Below are 19,810 nucleotides of genomic sequence, written 5' to 3' on the forward strand. Positions count from 1 at the left end.
ACGGGCCGAAAGACCGCCATAAGCGGTCTTTCAGATTATTATTTCAGTATGCCCAGCGCATAGCCCCCGATGCCGATTGCAAATAGGCCGAAGATAATCAGTACGGCATTTACCTTCTTTTTCAACAGATACATGCAGGCGAAAGTTAATAATAAGGGCAACAGTCCCGGCAGCAACTGGTCTAAAATGGTTTGGACCGTTGTAACCACCGTCTTGCCGTCCGCGCCGGTAACCGTGGATACCACCAGCGGTACGTTGATACTGGTCCATTTTGAAACAAGAGCTCCCATGACGAATAAGCCTAAAATCGACGCACCCTCCGTCAATTTTTGCAACCTGTTGCCGGACATATCGGCTACTACGCTGGTTCCTTTTTCATAGCCATATTTTATGCCATACCATTTGGTGGCCAGTCTTAGGGCATTAAACAGGATAAAGAAGAGAATGGGTCCCAGGACGCTGCCGCTCATTGCGATAGATGCTCCCAGGGCGGCAGTCACCGGCCGCCAGGTTCCCCAGAATATCGGGTCGCCTACACCGGCGAGGGGCCCCATTAAACCTACCTTTACGCCACTGATTGTGGAATCGTCAATGGGAGCTCCATTTGCTTTTTGTTCTTCCATCGCTGCCGTGATGCCCATGATCGGATTCGCTATAAAGGGCTGGGTGTTAAAAAACTCCAGATGCCGTTTCAAGGCTTCTTTCTGTTTTTGCCGGTCTCCCCGGTACAATCTTTTAATCGCCGGAATCAGGGAAACACAAAACCCAATTGACTGCATTCTTTCAAAGTTAAAAGACCCCAGCAGGAAGTTTGAGCGGATAAACATATTGATTTGATCGCCTTTGGTCAGTTTCACTTCACTCATTTTTATTTCCTCCTTATAACTCATCCAAGTCGTCTAATTCGTCAGCCGTTGTAGCAACTTTGTTATATTTAGGGTTTAGCTGAATATATACGATGGCCAATACGGTCCCCAAAATACCAAAGCCGACCAGATTTAGATTGGTAAAAGCGGCAAATACAAAACCAAGGAAGAAAAAGGGCATTAAATATTTGGCTTCCATCATGTTTATTACCATTGCATAACCGACTACCACGATGAACCCGCCGGCAATCTGCAACCCTCGGGTTACAACCTCCGGTATGGACGCCAGCATGGCATTTACCGCGTCCGTGCCGGCCACGGCGGCTACCAATGCCACCGGAACAGCGACCCGAATTGCCTGCAATCCTAAAGCCAGGAAATGACATACTTCTATACCGCGAAAATTAGCTTTCTCAGCATACTTATCCGCAAGATGCTGGAAGAATACGGTGATTGTTCTGACAAAGATAGTAAGAACCTGGCCGGCTGCTGCGAGCGGTATTGCAATGGCTATGCCGGCGCCGATCGATTGTTTGCCGACGATTACCAATATGGCGGCGATTACACTGGCCAGAGCCGCATCCGGGGCCATAGAAGCGCCGATATTCATCCAGCCCAGGGCCATCATTTCCAGCGTTCCCCCTAAAATAATGCCTGTTTTTAAATCTCCTAAAACCAGTCCGATTAGTGTACAGGCGATCAGCGGTCTGTGTCCCTGCCCTTCGTCAAGCACACTTTCCATACCGGCGATGGCGGCGACAAGGATAACTAAAATCATTTGAATTTCAGTCATATAAGTTCCCTCCCCGTTACATTTCTTTCAAGTTGTTTAACTTACTCATAAGATCTTCCTTATTATCACTGGCAACCTTTCTTAACTCCAGCTCAATCCCCCTTTCGTGTAATTTTCGAAAGGCTTCTATGTCTTCTTTGCCTACAGAGACCGCACCCGTAATTAGTGTTTTTCCCTCTTTAAAGCACATTCCGCCAACGTTTACGGATTGGATATTCACCCCCCCTTCGACCATTCTTAGAACATCGGTCGGATTAGTAAATAAAAATAAAGTTTTAAAATCACTGTACTTGGGATTTTTATAAGCCTCGATTGCCTTATCGACCGGTAGAACATAGGCTTTTATTCCCGGCGGCGTTACTTGCAGCAATAAGGTTTTTCTCAATTTATCGGCGGCGACTTCGTCACTGCAGGCGATTATTTTGTCACAACCGACGGCTTTTACCCAAACGGTCGCTACCTGCCCATGAATTAAGCGGTCGTCAATTCTGGCCAAACAAATTTTCATTTACAAGTCATCTCCCATGTTATTATTGAACAGTGCCCGGAATGATTTTATCCCCTGACTGCCGGCATTGGCCGCGAGCGTCACCAATTCGGAAATTGACACGGAATTTTTCGCCGTATAAACTTCCAGCAACATTGGTAAATTTACGCCGGTAACAATATCCATTCTTTCGTTATTAGCCGCGATTCTACAGGCAGCGTTATAGGGGCTGCCCCCGAATAAATCCACCATAAAAAGGATGCTCTCCCTAGGGGGAAGACTTTTTATTGCAGTCTTATATTTTTCAATAAGAATGTCAATACTTTCACCGGCTTCGAACGTTAAATATTGCATATTCTCTTGTTTGCCGAACATCATCTCCGAGGCTCGTACCAATTCTTCCGAAAATCTTCCATGGGTGCAAATAATCAACCCTACCATATGAATTCACCTCCTTGTAGCGGTACCGCTATTTTTAAAAGCAAATTTTATGCCAAGTTGTGTATCCGAATTTTTTAACAAGAAAGACCAAAAGGGTCTTTAAGTGGAAGGAAAGTATTTTACTTTTCGGCTTTCTTAAGAAGAATGTATTATTTAGAAATAACCCGAAAAGTTATACTTTCTGATCCCATAAAAAAACTCCGTACTACTTTAGAGGTACGGAATTCAGGTTGTCGAGAAAATCTAAGATCGCCACGCTACACTCCGTTTCGTTCGCAACGACAGCTTATTTTTCTGTCGTTGCGAGGAGTAAAGTGACGTGGCAATCTTTGTCTAGGTGTACGGAGTTTTTGATAAGATGCGGTTTTTGTGCTGTTGATACGGATGTGCGTTTTTTAATACACTGCCAAAAGAAAGACTTTTTCTTTTGATACATTTAAATTAACATTTCACAAATATAATATTTTTCCGCATCACTCAGCGATATATTTAAGGATTTTTGGAAAATCTCACAGGCGTTGTTTACGGCCTGGATCAGCTCGTCGCTGAAATGACTTTTTTCAGCCGCCAAGGTTAAACCGTCGTTCGTAATCATTCGCTCCAGGGCATAGCCCGCATGAATTACAATCCGGATTTTTAAGGAATGATCAAACTCAATAGCTAACTCCCGTTCCAGACGGCTCACGAAATCCAGTAAGAGTCCAATAACTTTATGGGGATTTAAATAAGTTAGAAATTGTTTTAAATTATCCACACATAAATCTTTGACAACAATGCTCTGTTCCTGGGAACGGACTACAGTACGGCCACCGGCAATAATTTCTTTTAATACTTTTTCGCCGGTGCCGTCAATTAGTTTTTCCAGAGGGATAAAGGGAATATTTGCTTTGGGCTTTTTCACGCCAACAACAGCCAAGACCGCATGATTTTTTTGTAAATCATTAATTTTTTTGTCAAGTTCCTTTACGCCGACTGGTATGATTGTGTAAGACTCAGCCGTCAAATCTGCAACAATTTCGCCGACAATTTCTTTTAGCTTAATCGCTGTGCCTTTACCGGAGGTGCACACCGTGATAATGACATTATCACTAAAAGAGGTGTTTTCTTTCGGCTCATTGTTGTAGCCTTTAAATTCTTTCAGCGAGCTGTAGATATCATCCAGTTCCATATTAAAAATGCTGGATTTTCTTACGGCTTCCAGCACTAAGGGCGTGGAAACCATATCGATGGTTCTTACCCGGGTTCCTGTCCGTTCAATGACGGTTGCTTCAAATTTGAATAAAGATCCCATATCAACAAGTAAGAGGACCCCCTTGCCGCTATCCATGGCTTTTACTTTATTGATAATAATATCTAATATTTCCCGGGGACTTACGTCCAAAGGCATATCGACGGCACAAGCGGAAGAATCACCCAGTAGTTTTTGCGCGACACTGACCATACTGCTGGCCGTACTGTTCCCATGAGCGGCAACAAGGATGCCAACCTGCCCCTGTTTTTCCTCTTCCACGGATTTTAATAAAATGGCAATATAAGTAATTTCAACCTCAGGGACGTCAACCCGAAAGGTTTGGCTTATCATTGCTTTTATTTTTAAAGCTACCTTAAATTCAGCATCATCGTTTTGGATTGAATGGCTGATATATAACCGGTCGTTATATTTTTCTTCTTTCAATCTTTTAAAAAAAGCGCTTAAATGAAAGCTTAAGGCATATACAAACCGGTCACTGTATTTTCTGAGCAAATCCGTTTCCGCTAAGTCTTTCATCTTTTCAGCGAACTCCAGAATTTCCTTATCTACTATTTTTAAAATCCGGTCCCGGTTCTTTCTGTCTTTATTAAACTTATTATAAAACTTCTTTATATTGATGCTTACATCGGTGGTAATAAACCGGTTAATATAGCTGTCGTCCAGACCTTCTTCCTTTAATAAACTTACTTTGTCTTCAATAAGCCGGTATAAATTAAAGGGCAGTTCATGGGAATCCTCAAGGAGCTCTTTATAGCCGTCGGGTTCTATTAATAACGGGGCGTTTAGAATGCCGCCCAATTTTTCAAACTCCCGGCGGTTTTTGCTGAGTTCAAAAAATCCGTCTTTAATATTGGCGGAGAGTGCCTTGAAGTCCAATTCTATATAATTTTTTTCACTTTTGATGCTGGTTAGAAATCCTTTGGCGCACGTGAGCTGAATATTGGATTTTAACTGGCCGATATTACCGTAAGAAGCACTGCCGATTAATGCTTTTACAACCTCGGAGGATATTTTTATCGGTTTATTGATTCTGTGTGCTTCATTGGCAAATAAATATTTGATTATATCGATCTTTTCTTCAACCGTTCTTTCCTGGAGTGACGGTATATTAATTATGATCGGTATTCTCCGGATAAATGTTTTTAACAGGGAGGAAGTCGGGTCTTCGGTTGTCGCCCCCAGAATCAACACACTGGCTTTCCTTTTTCTTTCGGTTTCCCCCAGCTTATTATAGGTACCCGTATCCATGAAATAAAATATCATTTCCTGGCCTTCCGGCGGTAAGCGATGGATTTCATCCAAAAAAAGGATTCCGCCGTTGGCTTTTTCCACTAAGCCGCCTTTTTCACTGTCAGCCCCTGTAAAGGCTCCTTTGGCATGTCCGAAAATATGGGACAGTAACAATTGCGGATTATTATAATAATCCGCACAATTAAATACAATAAAGGGAGCGGTATTGACAAACCGCTGGATATGCTTTCCGTAGTTATACATCATTCTGGCAAATAACGTTTTGCCTACGCCCGTTTGGCCAACGACTAGGGTATGTAAGCCGACCGGTGGGTAAATAATGGCTGCTTTCGCTTGTTCCACCTGATTTTTTAAACTTTTTTCCGCGCCGATTAAATGGCTGAATGGGTCTTCCGCTTCCTGGCTGCGGAGAAAATCATGAATACTAGTCACTTCTATAGACTTGCCGGTAAGCCGAATATTCAATGTTTTTTCAATAGCGGCCTTGTGCAGAAACTTCACCGGTCTGCCTCTTAATTTTATTATCTGATTCCTTCGCAGCAATTCATTCAGTTCTTTACTAACGTTATTACGCAAGATATTTAAGTCCGCCGCTAATTCGTTGGCGTCAAAACCCTTGTTTTGCAGCAGGTCTTCCTTGGAAAGTTTCTGTGTATATTCTTCTAAATATTCGTAGATTTTATCAATTCTTTTCACCTGTTTACCTCCGCTAATGAATCTGTTACATGTCTAAACATAGCATTTTGTATGTAGCCATTTTGGCACCTCCTTAGAATTATTTTACACTAATTTTAAAAACTAACCGAAATAGAAGCAAAAATTGTTCCGACATGTGTATCAAAAATAGAAAGTGGTTTTTACGGACTTTTTGCCGAAAGTAATACACTATTAAATTTTTTGATACAAAAAAGCAGATGCTTGTCATATTTTTGTCACATTTGCCACGTATAATAAAAACATAACAGATCGGCATAGTACCGGTTTTATAAGAACTTATATTTTTTGACAAGAAAAAATAACCCGGTACACAGCCGATCGTTTATATAGATTTTTTCGCTTACTATCCCGCAATGGCGGGATTTTTATTTTTGTATGAATGGGCTGTTTTTAGCGGGCATACCATAGAATCGTACCGAATGTACCGACAAAAAAAGGGGGAAGACAATGCTTCAATACATAATATATGGGCTTGCCGCGCTGGCTATCATAGCGATCGGCTTGTTTTTGCATATGTATTGTCTGTTGCAATAATGGGTTTCTTATGCAAAAATAGACAAAAAATTTACTATTTTTGTCGTATATATGCTATAATTGACGCAATAGACAGATTGTTCCCGCATTTTGCGCCCTGATTCTTTCAACAACGATTTTCTACTCGTATCATACGCAGGGTGGTTGGTCATTCGTTGCAACTGTCTAAAAGTTTATTCGAAAATCAATTGTTCATTGGCAGCGAACTGTAAAAGCGGAATTGCCGGAAAAATCTGATACAATGCAAAAAGGGGGGGCGTTGACGACGAAGATTAAACATAAACTGATTGTAGCTATCGTTGCGGTAGGGTGCCTATTGGCTGGGGTTCTTGCCGCCTATAATATTTGGAGCATTTACAGTAGTGAGAGAGCGACAATTCAGGGATATAGAACCTTGTTGCAGGATCAATTCGACAGAAATATCCGTCTGCAGGTAGAAACGGCTGTCAGTATGATTAATGAAATTTACCAGCAGCAAAAGAACGGTCAATTGACGGAAGACCAGGCGAAGAAACAGGCGGCGGCCATCTTAAGAAATCTTCGTTATGATAAAGACGGCTATTTTTGGGCCGATACGGTGGATGGGGTTAACGTGGTTCTTTTGGGGCGGAATACGGAAGGTAAGAGCCGCATTAACGATAAAGACGCCAAAGGTGATTTGTTCATCCAGAAAATTATCAAAAACGGCATGCAAGATGGCGGTGGTTATACCAACTATTGGTTCCCAAAACCCAACGAGAAAGAGCCAAAGCCAAAGCGCGGCTATTCGCTGCTGTTTAAGCCATACAACTGGGTGATTGGCACAGGCAACTGGACGGATGATATTGATAAGCTGGTAGCCAAGAAAGAAGCTGAATTGCACGGACGTTTACTGAAGGATATAGGGATGGCGCTGCTGATTACCTTATTGGTGTTGGGGCTGGCAGTAGGAATTGCCATTTGGCTGAGCCGTAAGATAGCAGCGCCAATTGTTACCATGGTAGGTCATGCGGAAAAAGTGGCGGCTGGCAACCTGAGCCGGGAGCTTACTGTCGACTCGCAGGATGAAATCGGCCATTTGGCCCGAGCGCTAAATTCCATGACGCAGCGCCTGAGGGACTTGATCGGCCAGGTCTCGTCCTCGGCGGAGCAAGTGGCCGCTTCCGCTCAAGAATTGACGGCTAACGCCGACCAGTCGGCAGTTGCCGCCGGGCAGGTAGCCGCATCCATTACGGAGTTTGCTCAGGAGACGCAACAGCAGCTTCTCGATGTGAGTGCGCTGGTCCTGATTGCAGAGGAAACGGCGACCGAGATGCAGAAGGCAGCGACGAATGCCGGCAAAGCAGTCCAGGCATCCGAGACGACAGCGGCGGCTGCGGTAGAGGGCGGCCGATCAATTGGCACGGTTGCTTCGCAGATGGATGTGATTGAAAAGACGGTGACACAGTCGGCGCATGTAATAACCAAGCTGGGGGAACGTTCGCAGGAAATTGGACAAATTGTTGATACGATTGCCGGTATTGCCGGGCAAACCAATTTGCTGGCCTTAAACGCCGCCATTGAAGCGGCCCGGGCCGGTGAGCAAGGGCGGGGATTTGCCGTTGTGGCGGAAGAAGTCCGCAAACTGGCTGAACAGTCGCAGATGGCAACTGGCAAAATTGCCGGGCTAATCCATGAGATCTGTGAGGATACGGTTCAAGCGGTAGAGGCCATGAGAACAGGAACGGAAGAAACGAAAAAGGGACTGGATGTGGTCCAGCAGGCCGGTATTGTTTTTGAACAAATTGAAAAACAGGTCAATGCCGTGGCCAATCAAATCCGGGAGATCGCAGCAGCCGAACAGCAAATGGCCGTCGGTATGCAGGAGATTACCCAGACAGTGCAAAATATCGAGTCAATTAGCCGGAAGAATGCCGGTCATACGGAAAGCGTTTCGGCAGCAACGGAAGAACAATCCGCATCGATGCAGGAGATTGCCGCGGCCAGTCAGAATCTGGCCCAAATGGCCGGCGATTTGCAAAATACGGTAAGCTATTTTCAGTTGTAAACAAAAAAAGGGTTTTCAGGCAAGCCTGAAAACCCTTTAATTTTTTTAGCACCTTTTGCCCCGGAAAAAACATACTAGTGGTTCTTCGATGGCTCCCATTCCGCAAGATTGGTTGTACCATACTTTTCTTTAGAACGCTGCTCCAGAGTCTGAACATATTGGTCAAAGGCAAGGGCCGGGTCGGGCGGAGCGCTGTTTACCGCCGCAAACTGCCAGGTGTCACCGGTTTTACGCAGCGTGAAGGTGATGACTGCATAGTTAATATTGCCTGATAAAGCTATGCCGTTTAATAATTCCCGGCTATAAAGAGCATATCCCCGAAGCGTGGTGTCATTCGAATCCAGGATTTCCACATAACGCAGTATAAAATGCCCATAGCCGCCAATCCAGGCATTCAGTTGTTCCTGGGAAAGGGACAGCGTTGCCGGGTCAATCGTTTGCAGCAGGGCAAGGTCCCGGGAATTAAATGCTTTCATACGGGCTAGCAGCAGTTTTATAGCCTGCCTGTCGTCCGGACCGATATAATGGCCGGCATCGTCAATTGCAAGAATTTCCACGGCCGTTCCCCACATTCGGGTTCCCATCAGATCGTCCCGCAGGCGGACATCGGCAACAACAGCTAATCCGTCTTTGCGAAAATCTCTGGACAGACGGACAGGCTGGTATTTCTTGCCATCTTCGCTTAAAATGCCGTATGTCCCCAGGTACGTGATATACCGGATTACACCTTTAATATGAACTACAGGATAGGTATCATTGGTCGCGGCGGAGGCAGCAGCCGGGCCGGATGTTGTCAAATATAACAAAAGGAATAAAAGAGACAAAATGTGAAATAACCGTTTCATTGATGGACCTCCTGGATTGGATTTATTTAGTGAAAGAAATTTCGCGGGGATGACACCATTTTTCGGTTGCGATAATATCAATATAATAAAAGTAAGTTTCACGTTGTTCTTGTGGGATCAGAAAGTATAACTTTTCTGGTTATTTCTAAGATGACACATTCTTCTCGGATTCCCGAAAAGTAAAATACTTTCTTTCCATTTAAAGACCCATTGGGTCTTTCTTATATGGCGGCCCCTTTTTACAAAGGGGCTTTCATGCGGTATTACTCGGGATCTTCAGGTCTTGTTGACATCGAACTGGACAGTTGGGAGGGAATGGTGTGCAATTCCAGGCACAGAAATTAAAGGAACGGCTGCGGCCTATAACACCGGCCGCTTGGCAGGAAAAGATGTCAAAAAACGGCAAGACTAAGCAGGATGAGACGTTAATGATAATGGCAAGACCAGGGAGTGAAACGGAAAATGATAATGATGTGATAGACCGGCTGCCAATTCATGTAAGCTGTATTCCCAGCATTACCCGGATGAGTATCAGTTTTGACCCCGGCCAGGGGGCCGGAGAAATTAGTCGTCTGTTAAAAGAACTGGCTGATTCATCGATTAGCATGGACCTGGTTAACGTGCATCCGCAACAAGTGGTGTTTACCGTCGATAATCCCCTGGCGGCCAAAACGCAATCCCGTATCCGTAAGTGGGGATACCGTTTTGAGTCCATACCGGATTGTGCGCAAGTAGTGATTTCCGGCGGCCAGAGTGATGAAACGCCTTATGTTTTGTCCGGCATTGCGGAAGCATTGGCCGGGTCGAATATCGACGTCTTGCAGATAGCTGGTTCTTGCACCGGATTCTCCGTATTAATCAGGGAAACAGACATGGAGCAGACGGTAAAAGTATTACAGGAAAAGTTATTTTCCGGTATCCGGTAATCTTTGTAAATACTACATCTATTCGGGTAGAAACGTCAAAATCCTGCCTTGCATTGTCCGACGGGAAATGGATAAAGCCTGCTTTCCGGAAAGGAAGGCAGGCTTTTGGTTATTCGCCCCGCATAAACATCATAGCGGACTGCAGGATTTTCTCATCGTCCCAATTTTTCTGCGTATTTTGGAGTATGTTCGCATGAGGTTCGGGGGCTTTTTCGGCTAACTCAGGCTGCTCTGTTGTTTTCTCCAAAAAATCACCTCTGTATCCTGAATTGAACCGGTCCATTAATACGCGGGCCGATAATACGTCCGAAAAGGCGATGCCTCGCTAATTCCAGGCGTAGAAACTGGCGCCTCATTTCCAATATCGGCCCCGGTTATAATGTGCCAAAGACCGGAAGAAAATATACATTTTTCCTGTAAAAGACCGGACGAAATTAAGCCGTTGCAGGCATTTTTTTATACTTCAATATGCGTTATACTGAAATAGGGGGGAGGACTATGGCTAAACAGGCTGTCTTGTGTTTGCAATGCAAATACTATTATATAACCTGGGACAAGTCTTTTCCTTACGGTTGCAAGGCCATGGGTTTTAAGGGAGCTCTGATGCCTTGCCTTTACGTGAGGCAAGTTTCCGGGACCCGCTGCCTGAGCTTCGCGGATAAAATTAAAGGAGAATAGTTGGGTGACGGAAGTAATTTTGGAAGATATATTAACGGCGAAGGAAAATCGCCGTTTGCGCCAAATCGCACTTATCGACCGGTATGGTCTGCCGGTGGTCAGCATTACGCTTACTATTCCCGGCAGTGTAAAGGATAGTCCGGTTTTACGCTGCTTGAGAGATTATGGCGTCGAGAAAATTAAAGGTTGTTGTGATGTGGTTGCCACGGAAGAGATAAATTCTTTTACCGGTCCGGAAGCCTTATTGGCTGTACGGCAGGAGGCAGGCAGTCTGAAGAGGCTTGTAAGCCGCGTAGAGGAGGAGCAATCCTTTGGGCGCTTGCTGGACATGGATGTGCTCGATGAGCGGGGTGCGTCTGTTGCCTGTGCGGAACGGGGCATTGGGCGGTCTTGTTTGTTATGCGGCCGGCCGGCAGTCGTCTGTATGAGGGAGCAAACTCACCCGGCAGAGGAGCTTCGCTCAGCCGTTGAGAATTTGTTAAACAGGTTTAAAGCGCATCAGGCCCACCGGACGGGTTTGCTAGCGGAGAAGCTGGGGGAACTGGCTTTGGAGGCCATGTTGTTTGAAGTCGCGTGTACCCCATCTCCGGGACTGGTTGACAGGAATAACAGCGGGGCTCATATGGATATGGATTTTTTCACGTTTTTATCCAGTTCGGCCTCCCTGGCACAAACTATGGCCTGCTGTGCTCAAGCCGGTTTGAATCATAACGGTCCTTTGCCGGACCTTTTACCGGTACTGCGTCTTATCGGGCGGGAGGGAGAACAGCGCATGCTGGAAGCAACGGGTGGTGTCAATACCCAGAAAGGCCTTCTGTTTGCCTTAGGCGTGGTTGTGGCCGTAAGCGGTTGGCTGCTACGGGAGAGCGGGCAACCGGATGTTCCGTCCGTATTTGAAGCGGTCGCCGCCTCGACGGAGGGTATTGTAGCCCGGGAATTGGCTACCGCCGCGAACAAAAGGGAAAACCAAAGAACAGCCGGCGAGCGGTTGTATCTTACCTGGGGTGTAACCGGAATCCGCGGTGAAATGGAAGCGGGCATTCCGGCGGTACGGGAGCGGGCTTTGCCGGTATTGAAGCACGCTTTGGCCGGTGGTCTGAATCCGAATGACGCTTTGGTGCACACGTTGTTGGAATTAATGACCTGTGTTGAAGACACTACGGTGATGAACCGTCACGATCCGGACAAACTACGGCAGTGGGCCCGGCAGAAGGCGGCGCGTTTTTTGGCGGACGGCGGTATGGAACAGCCATCCGCCCGGCAGAAAGCGGAAGAGTTGGACAAGGAATTTATTGCCCATAACGTAAGCTGCGGCGGTGCGGCCGACTTGCTGGCCGTGACCTGGTTTTTGTATCGTTTTGCCGGCTTGGGCCAAAAGAATGGTACTGACGCTTAACGGGCATTTCGCTACCGCTTAGGCATATTGGAATAATTTTATATTTTGCAGATTGAAATAGAGAAAGAAGGATTTTCGACTGTGCAATTTGATATTCATCCGCTTAACTTAATGAAAGCGTTATCGCTGTCGTTGGAATTGTCGACAGGCGGCCTGTCCCGGCATCACTGGCGTACGGCTATGATTGCCGCCCGGATTGCCGGATATTTGAAGCTGGACGACTGGCAGTACCAGACACTGGTGTATGCCGCCTTACTTCACGATATCGGCGCTGCTTCCAACTGGACCGAAAGGAAACAAGTGTATGTCCTTGATGGGACTGCAAGCATTCATGCCCAGGCCGGGTATCAACTATTGAATAACTCACCGAAACTGGGGATGCTGGCTGAGCCCATCCGGTATCATCATGTTTTCTGGGACGGGTCTAACAGTCCGGATGGCTTAGCCGGGCCCGATATTCCGCTGCTTAGCCGTATCATTAGTATTGCCGACACCTTAGAAGTCCTGATTAAGGATAAGGGCAATATCTTGGAACAAAAGTTTACTATATTGAGTTTCATCCGTCAGTTAAACGGGAAGGCATTTGACCCCGAACTAGTCAGGATTGTGCATGAACTGGCACGGCAGGAAAGCTTCTGGTTGGACCTGGTCAACCCTTATTATTATCAAAATTTTTTCCATAATGTTGATTTTTACGGTAAATTATGGTTTACGATTGACGACCTGCAAAATATTGGTGAAATCTTTGCGACCATTATCGACCGTACCAGCCGGTTTACGGCACGTCATTCCCGTAGCGTTTCCATCGTGGCGTCGTTTTTGGCAAAAGTCAGGGGGTTCAGTGCGGAGGAAGTTCAATTGATGCGGATTGCCGGCCTTTTTCATGACCTTGGCAAACTGGCCGTACCCAATCATATCCTGGAAAAGCCGGGAAAATTGACTGACGGCGAATATGCCGTTATTAAGCAGCATGTATACTATACCTACCGTATTCTGGAACAGATTGACGGGTTTCAAATGATTGCCGAGTGGGCCGCCTATCACCATGAAACATTGGACGGTTCAGGTTATCCTTTCCGGGTGGGAGAAGCATCCCTACGGCTGGGGTCCCGTATCGTGGCGGTGGCTGATGTATTTGTAGCGCTCACGGAGGAACGTCCTTACCGGCAGCCGCTGGATTGCCGGCAAGTGGAGAAGATCATGCGGACTATGGTTGACAACCGGAAATTAGACGGTAAGATTGTTGAGGAGCTTTTTCTTCACTGTGACCGGGTCTATTCCTTGCTCTATTCTTCCCGTCCAGCTTGCCGGGTAGAGCCGGCCGGGGCCTGAACCTTTGCTGGGTCAAAGCTGTAGCGCGGAAAGCAAACGATATTTTTCGTCTATATTCATATAGTCAGGAGGGTTTGTTCATGGGATATACAATAAAGCAGGTGGCGGAAACCCTGGATTTAACGGCGTACACGCTGCGGTATTATGAGAAGGAAGGTTTGCTGCCGTTTATTGAGCGGGATAAAAACGGCAACCGGATCTTTAATGACAATGATGTGGAATGGGTTTCGCTGATTCGCTGTTTGCGGGATACGGGAATGTCTGTCAGTGAAATTAAACGTTATGTTGAACTTTGCCTGGAGGGAGACAAAACAGTCGAGGTTCGCCGGCTGATATTGCTGCAGCATAAAAAGGAAGTAGAACAGAAAATTGAACAAATGAATGGATATCTAGTTAGAATCAACAAGAAGTTAAGTTATTATGATAATTTTGTAATTGGTCAGGTCGACTGCTGCAACCCTAAAGTCAAGGGAATAAAGCAGCGGAACATAGCCAAAAATCGTTGATGTCCGGAAAAAAGCGGAGACATTATTGTCTTTGCTTTTTTTTTCTGTATTAGAGACGAAGCCTATTGACTTTGAGCGTACTCGAAGGGATAAAATATACTTACTTTGTGAGTTGAGAAATTAAATAAAAATGAGGAGGATCTTATGGAAAAGTCAAAGGTTTTTTTCACAAATCTGCGGGTGTCACCCAATATGAATTTACTGCAGAAACTGGCGAAACTGGTTAAGAAAGCCGGGATGGAACAAATTGATTTTGAAAATAAGTTTACGGCAATTAAAATACATTTTGGTGAGCCGGGAAATCTTGCTTTTCTGCGACCGAATTACGCCAAGGTTATTATTGATATCATTAAAGAAAAGGGCGGCCAGGTTTTTCTTACCGATTGCAACACATTGTATGTAGGCAGACGCAAAAATGCGCTGGAGCATTTAGATGCCGCCTATGAGAATGGGTACAATCCGCTTACCACCGGCTGCCAGATATTGATCGGCGACGGATTGAAAGGGACTGATGAGGCCTACGTTCCCGTGCCCAACGGCGAATACGTGAAAGAAGCTAAAATTGGGCAGGCTATCATGGATGCAGATATTGTTATCAGCTTGAACCATTTTAAGGGTCATGAACTGGCCGGCTTCGGCGGGGCCTTGAAAAATATTGGTATGGGCTGCGGTTCCCGGGCCGGTAAGATGGAAATGCACAGTGACGGCAAGCCGGTTGTAAACAGTAAGGTTTGTGTAGGCTGCGGCGCCTGCGCCAAAATCTGTGCTCACAGTGCAATCACGGTTGTAGACAAAAAGGCAAGAATAGACCATAGTAAATGTGTTGGCTGCGGCAGATGCATAGGCACCTGTCACTTTAATGCGATTGTCCCGGCTTGGGATGAGTCCAGCGATATCCTCAATAAAAAAATGGCCGAATATGCCGCGGCCGTGTTACATGACAGACCCCATTTTCATATAAGCTTAGTGATTGACGTGGCGCCATTCTGCGATTGCCATGCCGAAAATGACGTCCCCATTATTCCTGATATCGGTATGTTTGCCTCCTTTGACCCGGTAGCACTCGATATGGCCTGTGCCGAAATGGCGAACCGGGCGCCGGTCATTGCCGGCAGTTACCTGGAAGAACAACTGCAAAAACAGAGTGGCAAGGGTGGTGTCCAGGACCATTTCTGCGCTACCCATCCGGAAACCAATTGGCAGTCTTGTATGGACCACGCGGAAAAAATCGGCATTGGCACAAAGCGGTATGAACTCATTGAAATCTAAGGATTTTTTGCCACTTCCTCCCGCTGAATCAGCTCTTCTTAAGCCTTGAATTTGCTGTAGGAATGAGATATAATGTTAAAAAGCATAAACTGGAAAGTCCAGAAGGGATTCTGGACTTTTTCTTAGTAACAGAAAGTATAACTTTTCGGGATATTCTTATATAAGCTGTTTTTGTGAAATGCCGAAAAGTAAAATACTTTCTTCCTGTTTAAAGACCCTTTGGGTCTTTCTTATATGAGACTGGAGATTTTTCATGGCAAAACAACCATTATGGACGCAAGAATTTTTGGGGATGAGCTTAAGCAGCTTTTTTCAGTATATGACTCATTATGCTTTAATCGCAGCTCTCCCGGTCTTTGTTATTGATACGTTAAAAGGAAACGACTGGCAGGCGGGACTGGCAATGACCTTTTTTCAGATTGGTGCCGTGCTGTGCCGTCCGCTGGCCGGTAAATGGATTGATGAATTCGATAAAAGGAAAATGCTGTTTATTTCGTTAGGCGCTTTTTTGCTGGTCAGCCTAATGTATTTAGATGCAAAGGGCCTGTATTTTTTATTAGTAATTCGCTTACTCCACGGGGCGGTCTTTGCGACAGGCAGCACAACCACAGCAACGCTGGCGGCTTTAGTTTTGCCAAGGCAACGCAAAGGAGAGGGAATCGGTTATTTTGCCGTGTTTTCCAACTTGGCGATGGTAATCGGTCCTTTTTTTGGCTTAACGGTCATTTCCCATTATCGATTTAATATATTATTTACCGGATGCGTAGTCCTGGCCATATTGTCTTTTTGGTGCGGCAGTAAAATTCGGTTATCCGACGTTGCTCTTGAGCCGAAGAAGACGGATCGCTCATTGAACTGGAATTGCTTTATAGAACCCAAAGCTCTGCCGGTAGCTCTGATCGGCGGTTTGTTGTTTTTTGCCTATACGGGGGTGCTGGTATTCATTCCCATCTACGCCAAACAGCTTGGTCTGCCGGAATACACGAGCCTGTTTTTTGCGGTGTTTGCTTTAGTGATTGTGGCTACCCGGCCGGTCGTAGGCAAGCTATTTGACCAATGTGGTGCAAATACGATTGTTTATCCGGGGTTTATCCTGTTCATTCTGGGTTTAATTGGCCTGAGTCAGGTGCAAGGACTTCCGGGTTTTCTAACGGCAGGGGCTATTATTGGAAGCGGTTTTGGGGCTCTTACCCCTGTATTTCAAACGCTGGCGATCCAAGTCTCGCCCGGGCACCGGGCCGGAGTCGCTACGGCTACCTATTTCTGGGCTCTGGATATCAGTGTAGGATTGGGGTCATTTTTTCTTAGCGTGGTGGCTTCTCATACCGGTTATCGCGCCATGTATCTGCTGGCCGCGACAATTGTTGCTTTTACTACGGCAATTTACTATTGCTTATGGCGGCAAAAAGCTGTGCTGGCGGAATGAAACGGTCAGTTCTGATCGGGCGGCTTAAAATCCTGCTCTGTTTCGGACTTTGTAAGCTTTGTCTTATAGGCCGGCTGCGCGAGAATATTGGCAAGGATACCCCGGAAAATGGAATTGGACTCAGAAATGTTCTGCATAGCCATTCGCGGGACAAGAAATCCCAGGGACAAGCCGAAAATCAATGTAGCAATCAAGGCTCCGAGTTGTTCATTCGAGTCAAAATACACATAGCTTGTTACTCCCCAACGCATCATTATCGTACTTAAGAGCCAAAGATAAAACCCCACTAACATTCCTTTGAGGATACTTCGGCTTACTCCGGCATATAGCAGGAAAATATAAAAGCTGATGCCCCATAATCCTCCGATTATAAAATGACCGGTTAAACCGATTAAAGTACCTAATTGGGTGGATACTTGACTGGCCGGCAAGAACATTCCCGCTGCCGCTTCCCAGACGGAGGTATGCTGCAAGCCTGTTTTAATTGCAACCAGTTCGACAAGGGCATATACTACAGCGGACAGCATGCCGGCGGATACTGCCCGGAGAAAAACATCTTTTTTCATCGGAGTTCCTCCTTACCTACTCTATCAACGGCTATTTTGCCAATTTTATGGGTTTACTATCCGGAAAATCGATAAAGCAGAGAGCAAAGGTATTAGTAAATGCCTAAAATCGGAAAGTATGCTTGAAGGACGTTGTGGTCTCCCGGTAGAACTTATATATAATTTAAAATAGGAGTTTATACAGGTTCTTCTACGGAATTAAATAGATTCCTGAGTCTGGAAAAGATTATTCATAGGAAGGTGACTTATGAGTACAAATGACGGACAACACCGGTTGCGCTTACAGCGAATTGCACGGCAAGCCATGCTGGAAAGAGGACTTCTTCCGGATTTTTCGGCGGCGGCAATTGCCCAGCTTAATGACATCCGGGAAAATGTTTCCGGCTTTGAAAAGGTACGGGACCTCAGAGATCTTTTATGGTGTTCCATAGATAATGATGATTCGAACGATCTGGATCAACTAACCGTCGCCGCCGGGATGCCGGGAGGATGCGCCAGGATCTTCATTGCCATTGCCGATGTCGACGAGTTTGTGAAGAAGTTCACGGCAATCGATGAACATGCCAGGCATAACACGACTTCGGTCTATACCGCCGCGGAGATATTCTCCATGCTGCCGGAGAAACTTTCCTATGATATTACCTCGCTTAATTATGAATCCGACCGCTTGGCCATCGTTATTGAAATAATCGTCGCCGCGGACGGGTCTTTACAGAATGCGGATATTTACAGGGCGGTGGTCCGGAACCGGGCCAAACTGGCTTATGACAGCGTTGCGGCCTGGTTGGATGGAACCGGGCCAATGCCGCAAGCAATCAGTATAGTCAAGGGGCTGGCCGAAAATCTCCGGCTACAAAACCAGGTGGCTCAAAAAATGAGGGCTCTCCGGCATATGCACGGTGCGCTTGATTTTGAAACAATTGAAGCCCGACCTGTATTTGACAAAGATGAGATAAAAGATTTAAAAACAGAGAAACGGAATAGTGCCAAAGATATAGTTGAAGATTTTATGATTGCGGCTAACGGGGTAACCGCACGCTACCTCACAGCGAAAAAATTCCCGTCCCTGCGCCGCGTCGTCCGTACACCGAAACGATGGAACCGGATCGTCGAAATTGCTTTGCAGCATAACTTTGTACTGCCCGAGGATCCCGATTCAAAGGCGCTGGATCAATTTCTGGTAGCGGCGAAAGCCGCAGATCCCTTGCGTTTTCCCGACCTTTGCCTCAGTGTTATCAAGTTATTGGGTATGGGCGAATATGCTGTTGAGTTTCCGGGAGACAGTCCGGAAGGGCACTTTGGCCTTGCCGTAAAGGATTATGCTCATTCTACTGCACCAAACCGCAGGTATCCGGACTTAATCACCCATCGATTATTGAAAGCGGCGTTGTCCGGAGACTCTGTGCCGTATGAAAAAGCGGAACTGATAGCACTTGCCAAGCACTGTACCGAGGCCGAGAATGCGGCGCAGAAAGTGGAACGGCAGGTTGGTAAAGCCGCTGCCGCAATTTTGCTGGAATCGAGGGTTGGCGAGACGTTTGACGCAATTGTCACGGGGGCATCTCATAAAGGAACATGGGTTCGCTTGCTGAATCCGCCTGTTGAGGGTAGACTGGTGGATAACTTTAAAGGGCTAGATGTTGGTCATAGAACCCGGGTGCAGTTAGTAGATACGAATGTGGAACTGGGATATATTGATTTTAAGCAGATAAAATAAAAGCGTAGGTCATCATATTCTTGACATAAAGACGGGAATGAGATATAATAACTAATGTGTTTCGCCGGTATAGCTCAGCTGGTAGAGCAGCTCATTCGTAATGAGCAGGTCGCGGGTTCGAGTCCCATTACCGGCTCCAGTAAAATCAAGCCTTCCGAGTAATCGGAAGGCTTTTATTATTGGCGTCAGCCAGCGGAGTGGGTGAATTTTGCGCTCCACACAGAACCCCGCTATGCGGGTGCGGAAAAAAATAGTTCAACAGGTGTTCAATCTGTTAACCCGGCTAAAAGGCCGGGTTTTTCTTTAGGTTGTCACGATAAGACAGAAGAAACCTAAAATATATATAAACATTTTAGGTAAACGGATGTGAATGAATGACAGCGATGAGCTAAGTTCTTCAGTATTCTTGAATGTATTCAAAATATAAAACCAAAATGTTAGATCAGTGCATATCCTGTAAGTATAATTTCTTACTGCGGGAGGTGACCTAAATGCCAGTGACTCCTGATTTTCATGATGAATTGGAGATTTTTGTTTATAATAATTTAGCTTTTTTGATGAACCCGACTAATGCCTCAAATGTCGTTGTTGCTAATACGACGGCACCAATCACCCCAACTGCGCCTTTAGAGCCTGGCACCCCACTAACTCCCAATGCATCTATTGCGCCGGGCCCTACTGTTACTGTTGCTACCCCTGCGACACCTGTTATTGTAATTGATCCGAGTCTTTTACAGGTTTTGCAGGCTGCGGCATAAATAATTTTACAAATTTGGGATTAC

General features: G+C 45.9%; 17 protein-coding genes and 1 tRNA gene. 10 read left to right on the forward strand and 8 right to left on the reverse strand.

Annotation, left to right across the window (positions count from 1 at the left end; translation table 11 throughout):
• Positions 1-38: 38 nt before the first annotated feature.
• The 5 genes from manZ to LUCIF_RS12945 all read right to left on the reverse strand — a co-directional run bounded on the left by manZ (position 39) and on the right by LUCIF_RS12945 (position 5,786).
• Positions 39-866: a PTS mannose transporter subunit IID gene (gene manZ / locus LUCIF_RS12925; protein ID WP_122628318.1), complete on the reverse strand. Its 828-nt coding sequence runs from the start codon at positions 864-866 to the stop codon at positions 39-41.
• Positions 867-879: 13 nt separating this feature from the next.
• Positions 880-1,659 carry a PTS mannose/fructose/sorbose transporter subunit IIC gene (locus LUCIF_RS12930; protein ID WP_122628319.1) on the reverse strand — a complete coding sequence of 260 codons (780 nt, stop codon included), beginning with the start codon at positions 1,657-1,659 and terminating at the stop codon, positions 880-882.
• A 16-nt stretch (positions 1,660-1,675) separates the two neighbouring features.
• A complete protein-coding gene (locus tag LUCIF_RS12935) occupies positions 1,676-2,167 on the reverse strand; it encodes a mannose/fructose/sorbose PTS transporter subunit IIB (protein ID WP_122628320.1) in 492 nt (163 codons plus the stop codon).
• Positions 2,168-2,587: a PTS sugar transporter subunit IIA gene (locus tag LUCIF_RS12940; RefSeq protein ID WP_122628321.1), complete on the reverse strand. Its 420-nt coding sequence runs from the start codon at positions 2,585-2,587 to the stop codon at positions 2,168-2,170. It abuts the gene before it with no gap.
• A gap of 436 nt (positions 2,588-3,023) precedes the next feature.
• A complete protein-coding gene (locus LUCIF_RS12945) occupies positions 3,024-5,786 on the reverse strand; it encodes a sigma-54-dependent transcriptional regulator (protein ID WP_122628322.1) in 2,763 nt (920 codons plus the stop codon).
• A gap of 796 nt (positions 5,787-6,582) precedes the next feature.
• Between LUCIF_RS12945 and LUCIF_RS12950 the strand changes: the two genes are divergently transcribed.
• Positions 6,583-8,367, forward strand: coding sequence for a methyl-accepting chemotaxis protein (locus tag LUCIF_RS12950; RefSeq protein ID WP_122628323.1), 1,785 nt, complete (start codon positions 6,583-6,585; stop codon positions 8,365-8,367).
• A 74-nt stretch (positions 8,368-8,441) separates the two neighbouring features.
• Here LUCIF_RS12950 and LUCIF_RS12955 read toward each other — a convergent pair whose 3' ends face one another.
• Entirely contained in the window at positions 8,442-9,212 is a 771-nt protein-coding gene (locus tag LUCIF_RS12955; protein WP_122628324.1) for a hypothetical protein, read from the reverse strand.
• Positions 9,213-9,532: 320 nt separating this feature from the next.
• Here LUCIF_RS12955 and LUCIF_RS12960 point away from each other — a divergent pair, with 320 nt between their 5' ends.
• Positions 9,533-10,138 carry an ACT domain-containing protein gene (locus tag LUCIF_RS12960; protein ID WP_122628325.1) on the forward strand — a complete coding sequence of 202 codons (606 nt, stop codon included), beginning with the start codon at positions 9,533-9,535 and terminating at the stop codon, positions 10,136-10,138.
• A 109-nt stretch (positions 10,139-10,247) separates the two neighbouring features.
• Here LUCIF_RS12960 and LUCIF_RS26100 read toward each other — a convergent pair whose 3' ends face one another.
• The gene (locus LUCIF_RS26100) at positions 10,248-10,385 is read right to left on the reverse strand and encodes a hypothetical protein (RefSeq protein ID WP_165865994.1); all 138 of its coding nucleotides are present in this window, start codon (positions 10,383-10,385) and stop codon (positions 10,248-10,250) included.
• 435 nt (positions 10,386-10,820) lie between these two features.
• Here LUCIF_RS26100 and citX point away from each other — a divergent pair, with 435 nt between their 5' ends.
• From citX to LUCIF_RS12990, 5 genes are all read left to right on the forward strand, one after another.
• The gene (citX, locus tag LUCIF_RS12970; protein WP_122628327.1) at positions 10,821-12,212 is read left to right on the forward strand and encodes a citrate lyase holo-[acyl-carrier protein] synthase; all 1,392 of its coding nucleotides are present in this window, start codon (positions 10,821-10,823) and stop codon (positions 12,210-12,212) included.
• 81 nt (positions 12,213-12,293) lie between these two features.
• Positions 12,294-13,544 (forward strand): HD-GYP domain-containing protein, encoded by a 1,251-nt coding sequence (locus tag LUCIF_RS12975; protein WP_122628328.1) that lies wholly within the window; start codon positions 12,294-12,296, stop codon positions 13,542-13,544.
• A gap of 80 nt (positions 13,545-13,624) precedes the next feature.
• Positions 13,625-14,050 carry a MerR family transcriptional regulator gene (locus tag LUCIF_RS12980; protein ID WP_122628329.1) on the forward strand — a complete coding sequence of 142 codons (426 nt, stop codon included), beginning with the start codon at positions 13,625-13,627 and terminating at the stop codon, positions 14,048-14,050.
• Positions 14,051-14,194: 144 nt separating this feature from the next.
• Entirely contained in the window at positions 14,195-15,319 is a 1,125-nt protein-coding gene (locus LUCIF_RS12985; RefSeq protein ID WP_122628330.1) for a DUF362 domain-containing protein, read from the forward strand.
• A 253-nt stretch (positions 15,320-15,572) separates the two neighbouring features.
• Positions 15,573-16,745, forward strand: coding sequence for an MFS transporter (locus LUCIF_RS12990; protein ID WP_122628331.1), 1,173 nt, complete (start codon positions 15,573-15,575; stop codon positions 16,743-16,745).
• 5 nt (positions 16,746-16,750) lie between these two features.
• On the opposite strand, the gene LUCIF_RS12995 is transcribed toward LUCIF_RS12990, so the two are convergent.
• A complete protein-coding gene (locus tag LUCIF_RS12995; RefSeq protein WP_122628332.1) occupies positions 16,751-17,311 on the reverse strand; it encodes a hypothetical protein in 561 nt (186 codons plus the stop codon).
• A gap of 247 nt (positions 17,312-17,558) precedes the next feature.
• On the opposite strand from LUCIF_RS12995, the gene LUCIF_RS13000 reads away from it, so the two are divergent.
• From LUCIF_RS13000 to LUCIF_RS26525, 3 genes are all read left to right on the forward strand, one after another.
• Positions 17,559-19,028, forward strand: a complete 1,470-nt coding sequence (locus LUCIF_RS13000) for an RNB domain-containing ribonuclease (protein ID WP_122628333.1) — start codon at positions 17,559-17,561, stop codon at positions 19,026-19,028.
• Between the two features lie 63 nt (positions 19,029-19,091).
• Positions 19,092-19,167, forward strand: a tRNA-Thr gene (locus tag LUCIF_RS13005).
• 352 nt (positions 19,168-19,519) lie between these two features.
• Positions 19,520-19,786 carry a hypothetical protein gene (locus LUCIF_RS26525; protein WP_207857617.1) on the forward strand — a complete coding sequence of 89 codons (267 nt, stop codon included), beginning with the start codon at positions 19,520-19,522 and terminating at the stop codon, positions 19,784-19,786.
• Positions 19,787-19,810: the final 24 nt, after the last annotated feature.

The sequence above is a fragment of the Allolucifera butyrica genome, from assembly GCF_900476375.1.
In the GTDB taxonomy this organism is placed as follows: Bacteria; Bacillota; Negativicutes; order Sporomusales; family UPPP01; genus Lucifera; species Lucifera butyrica.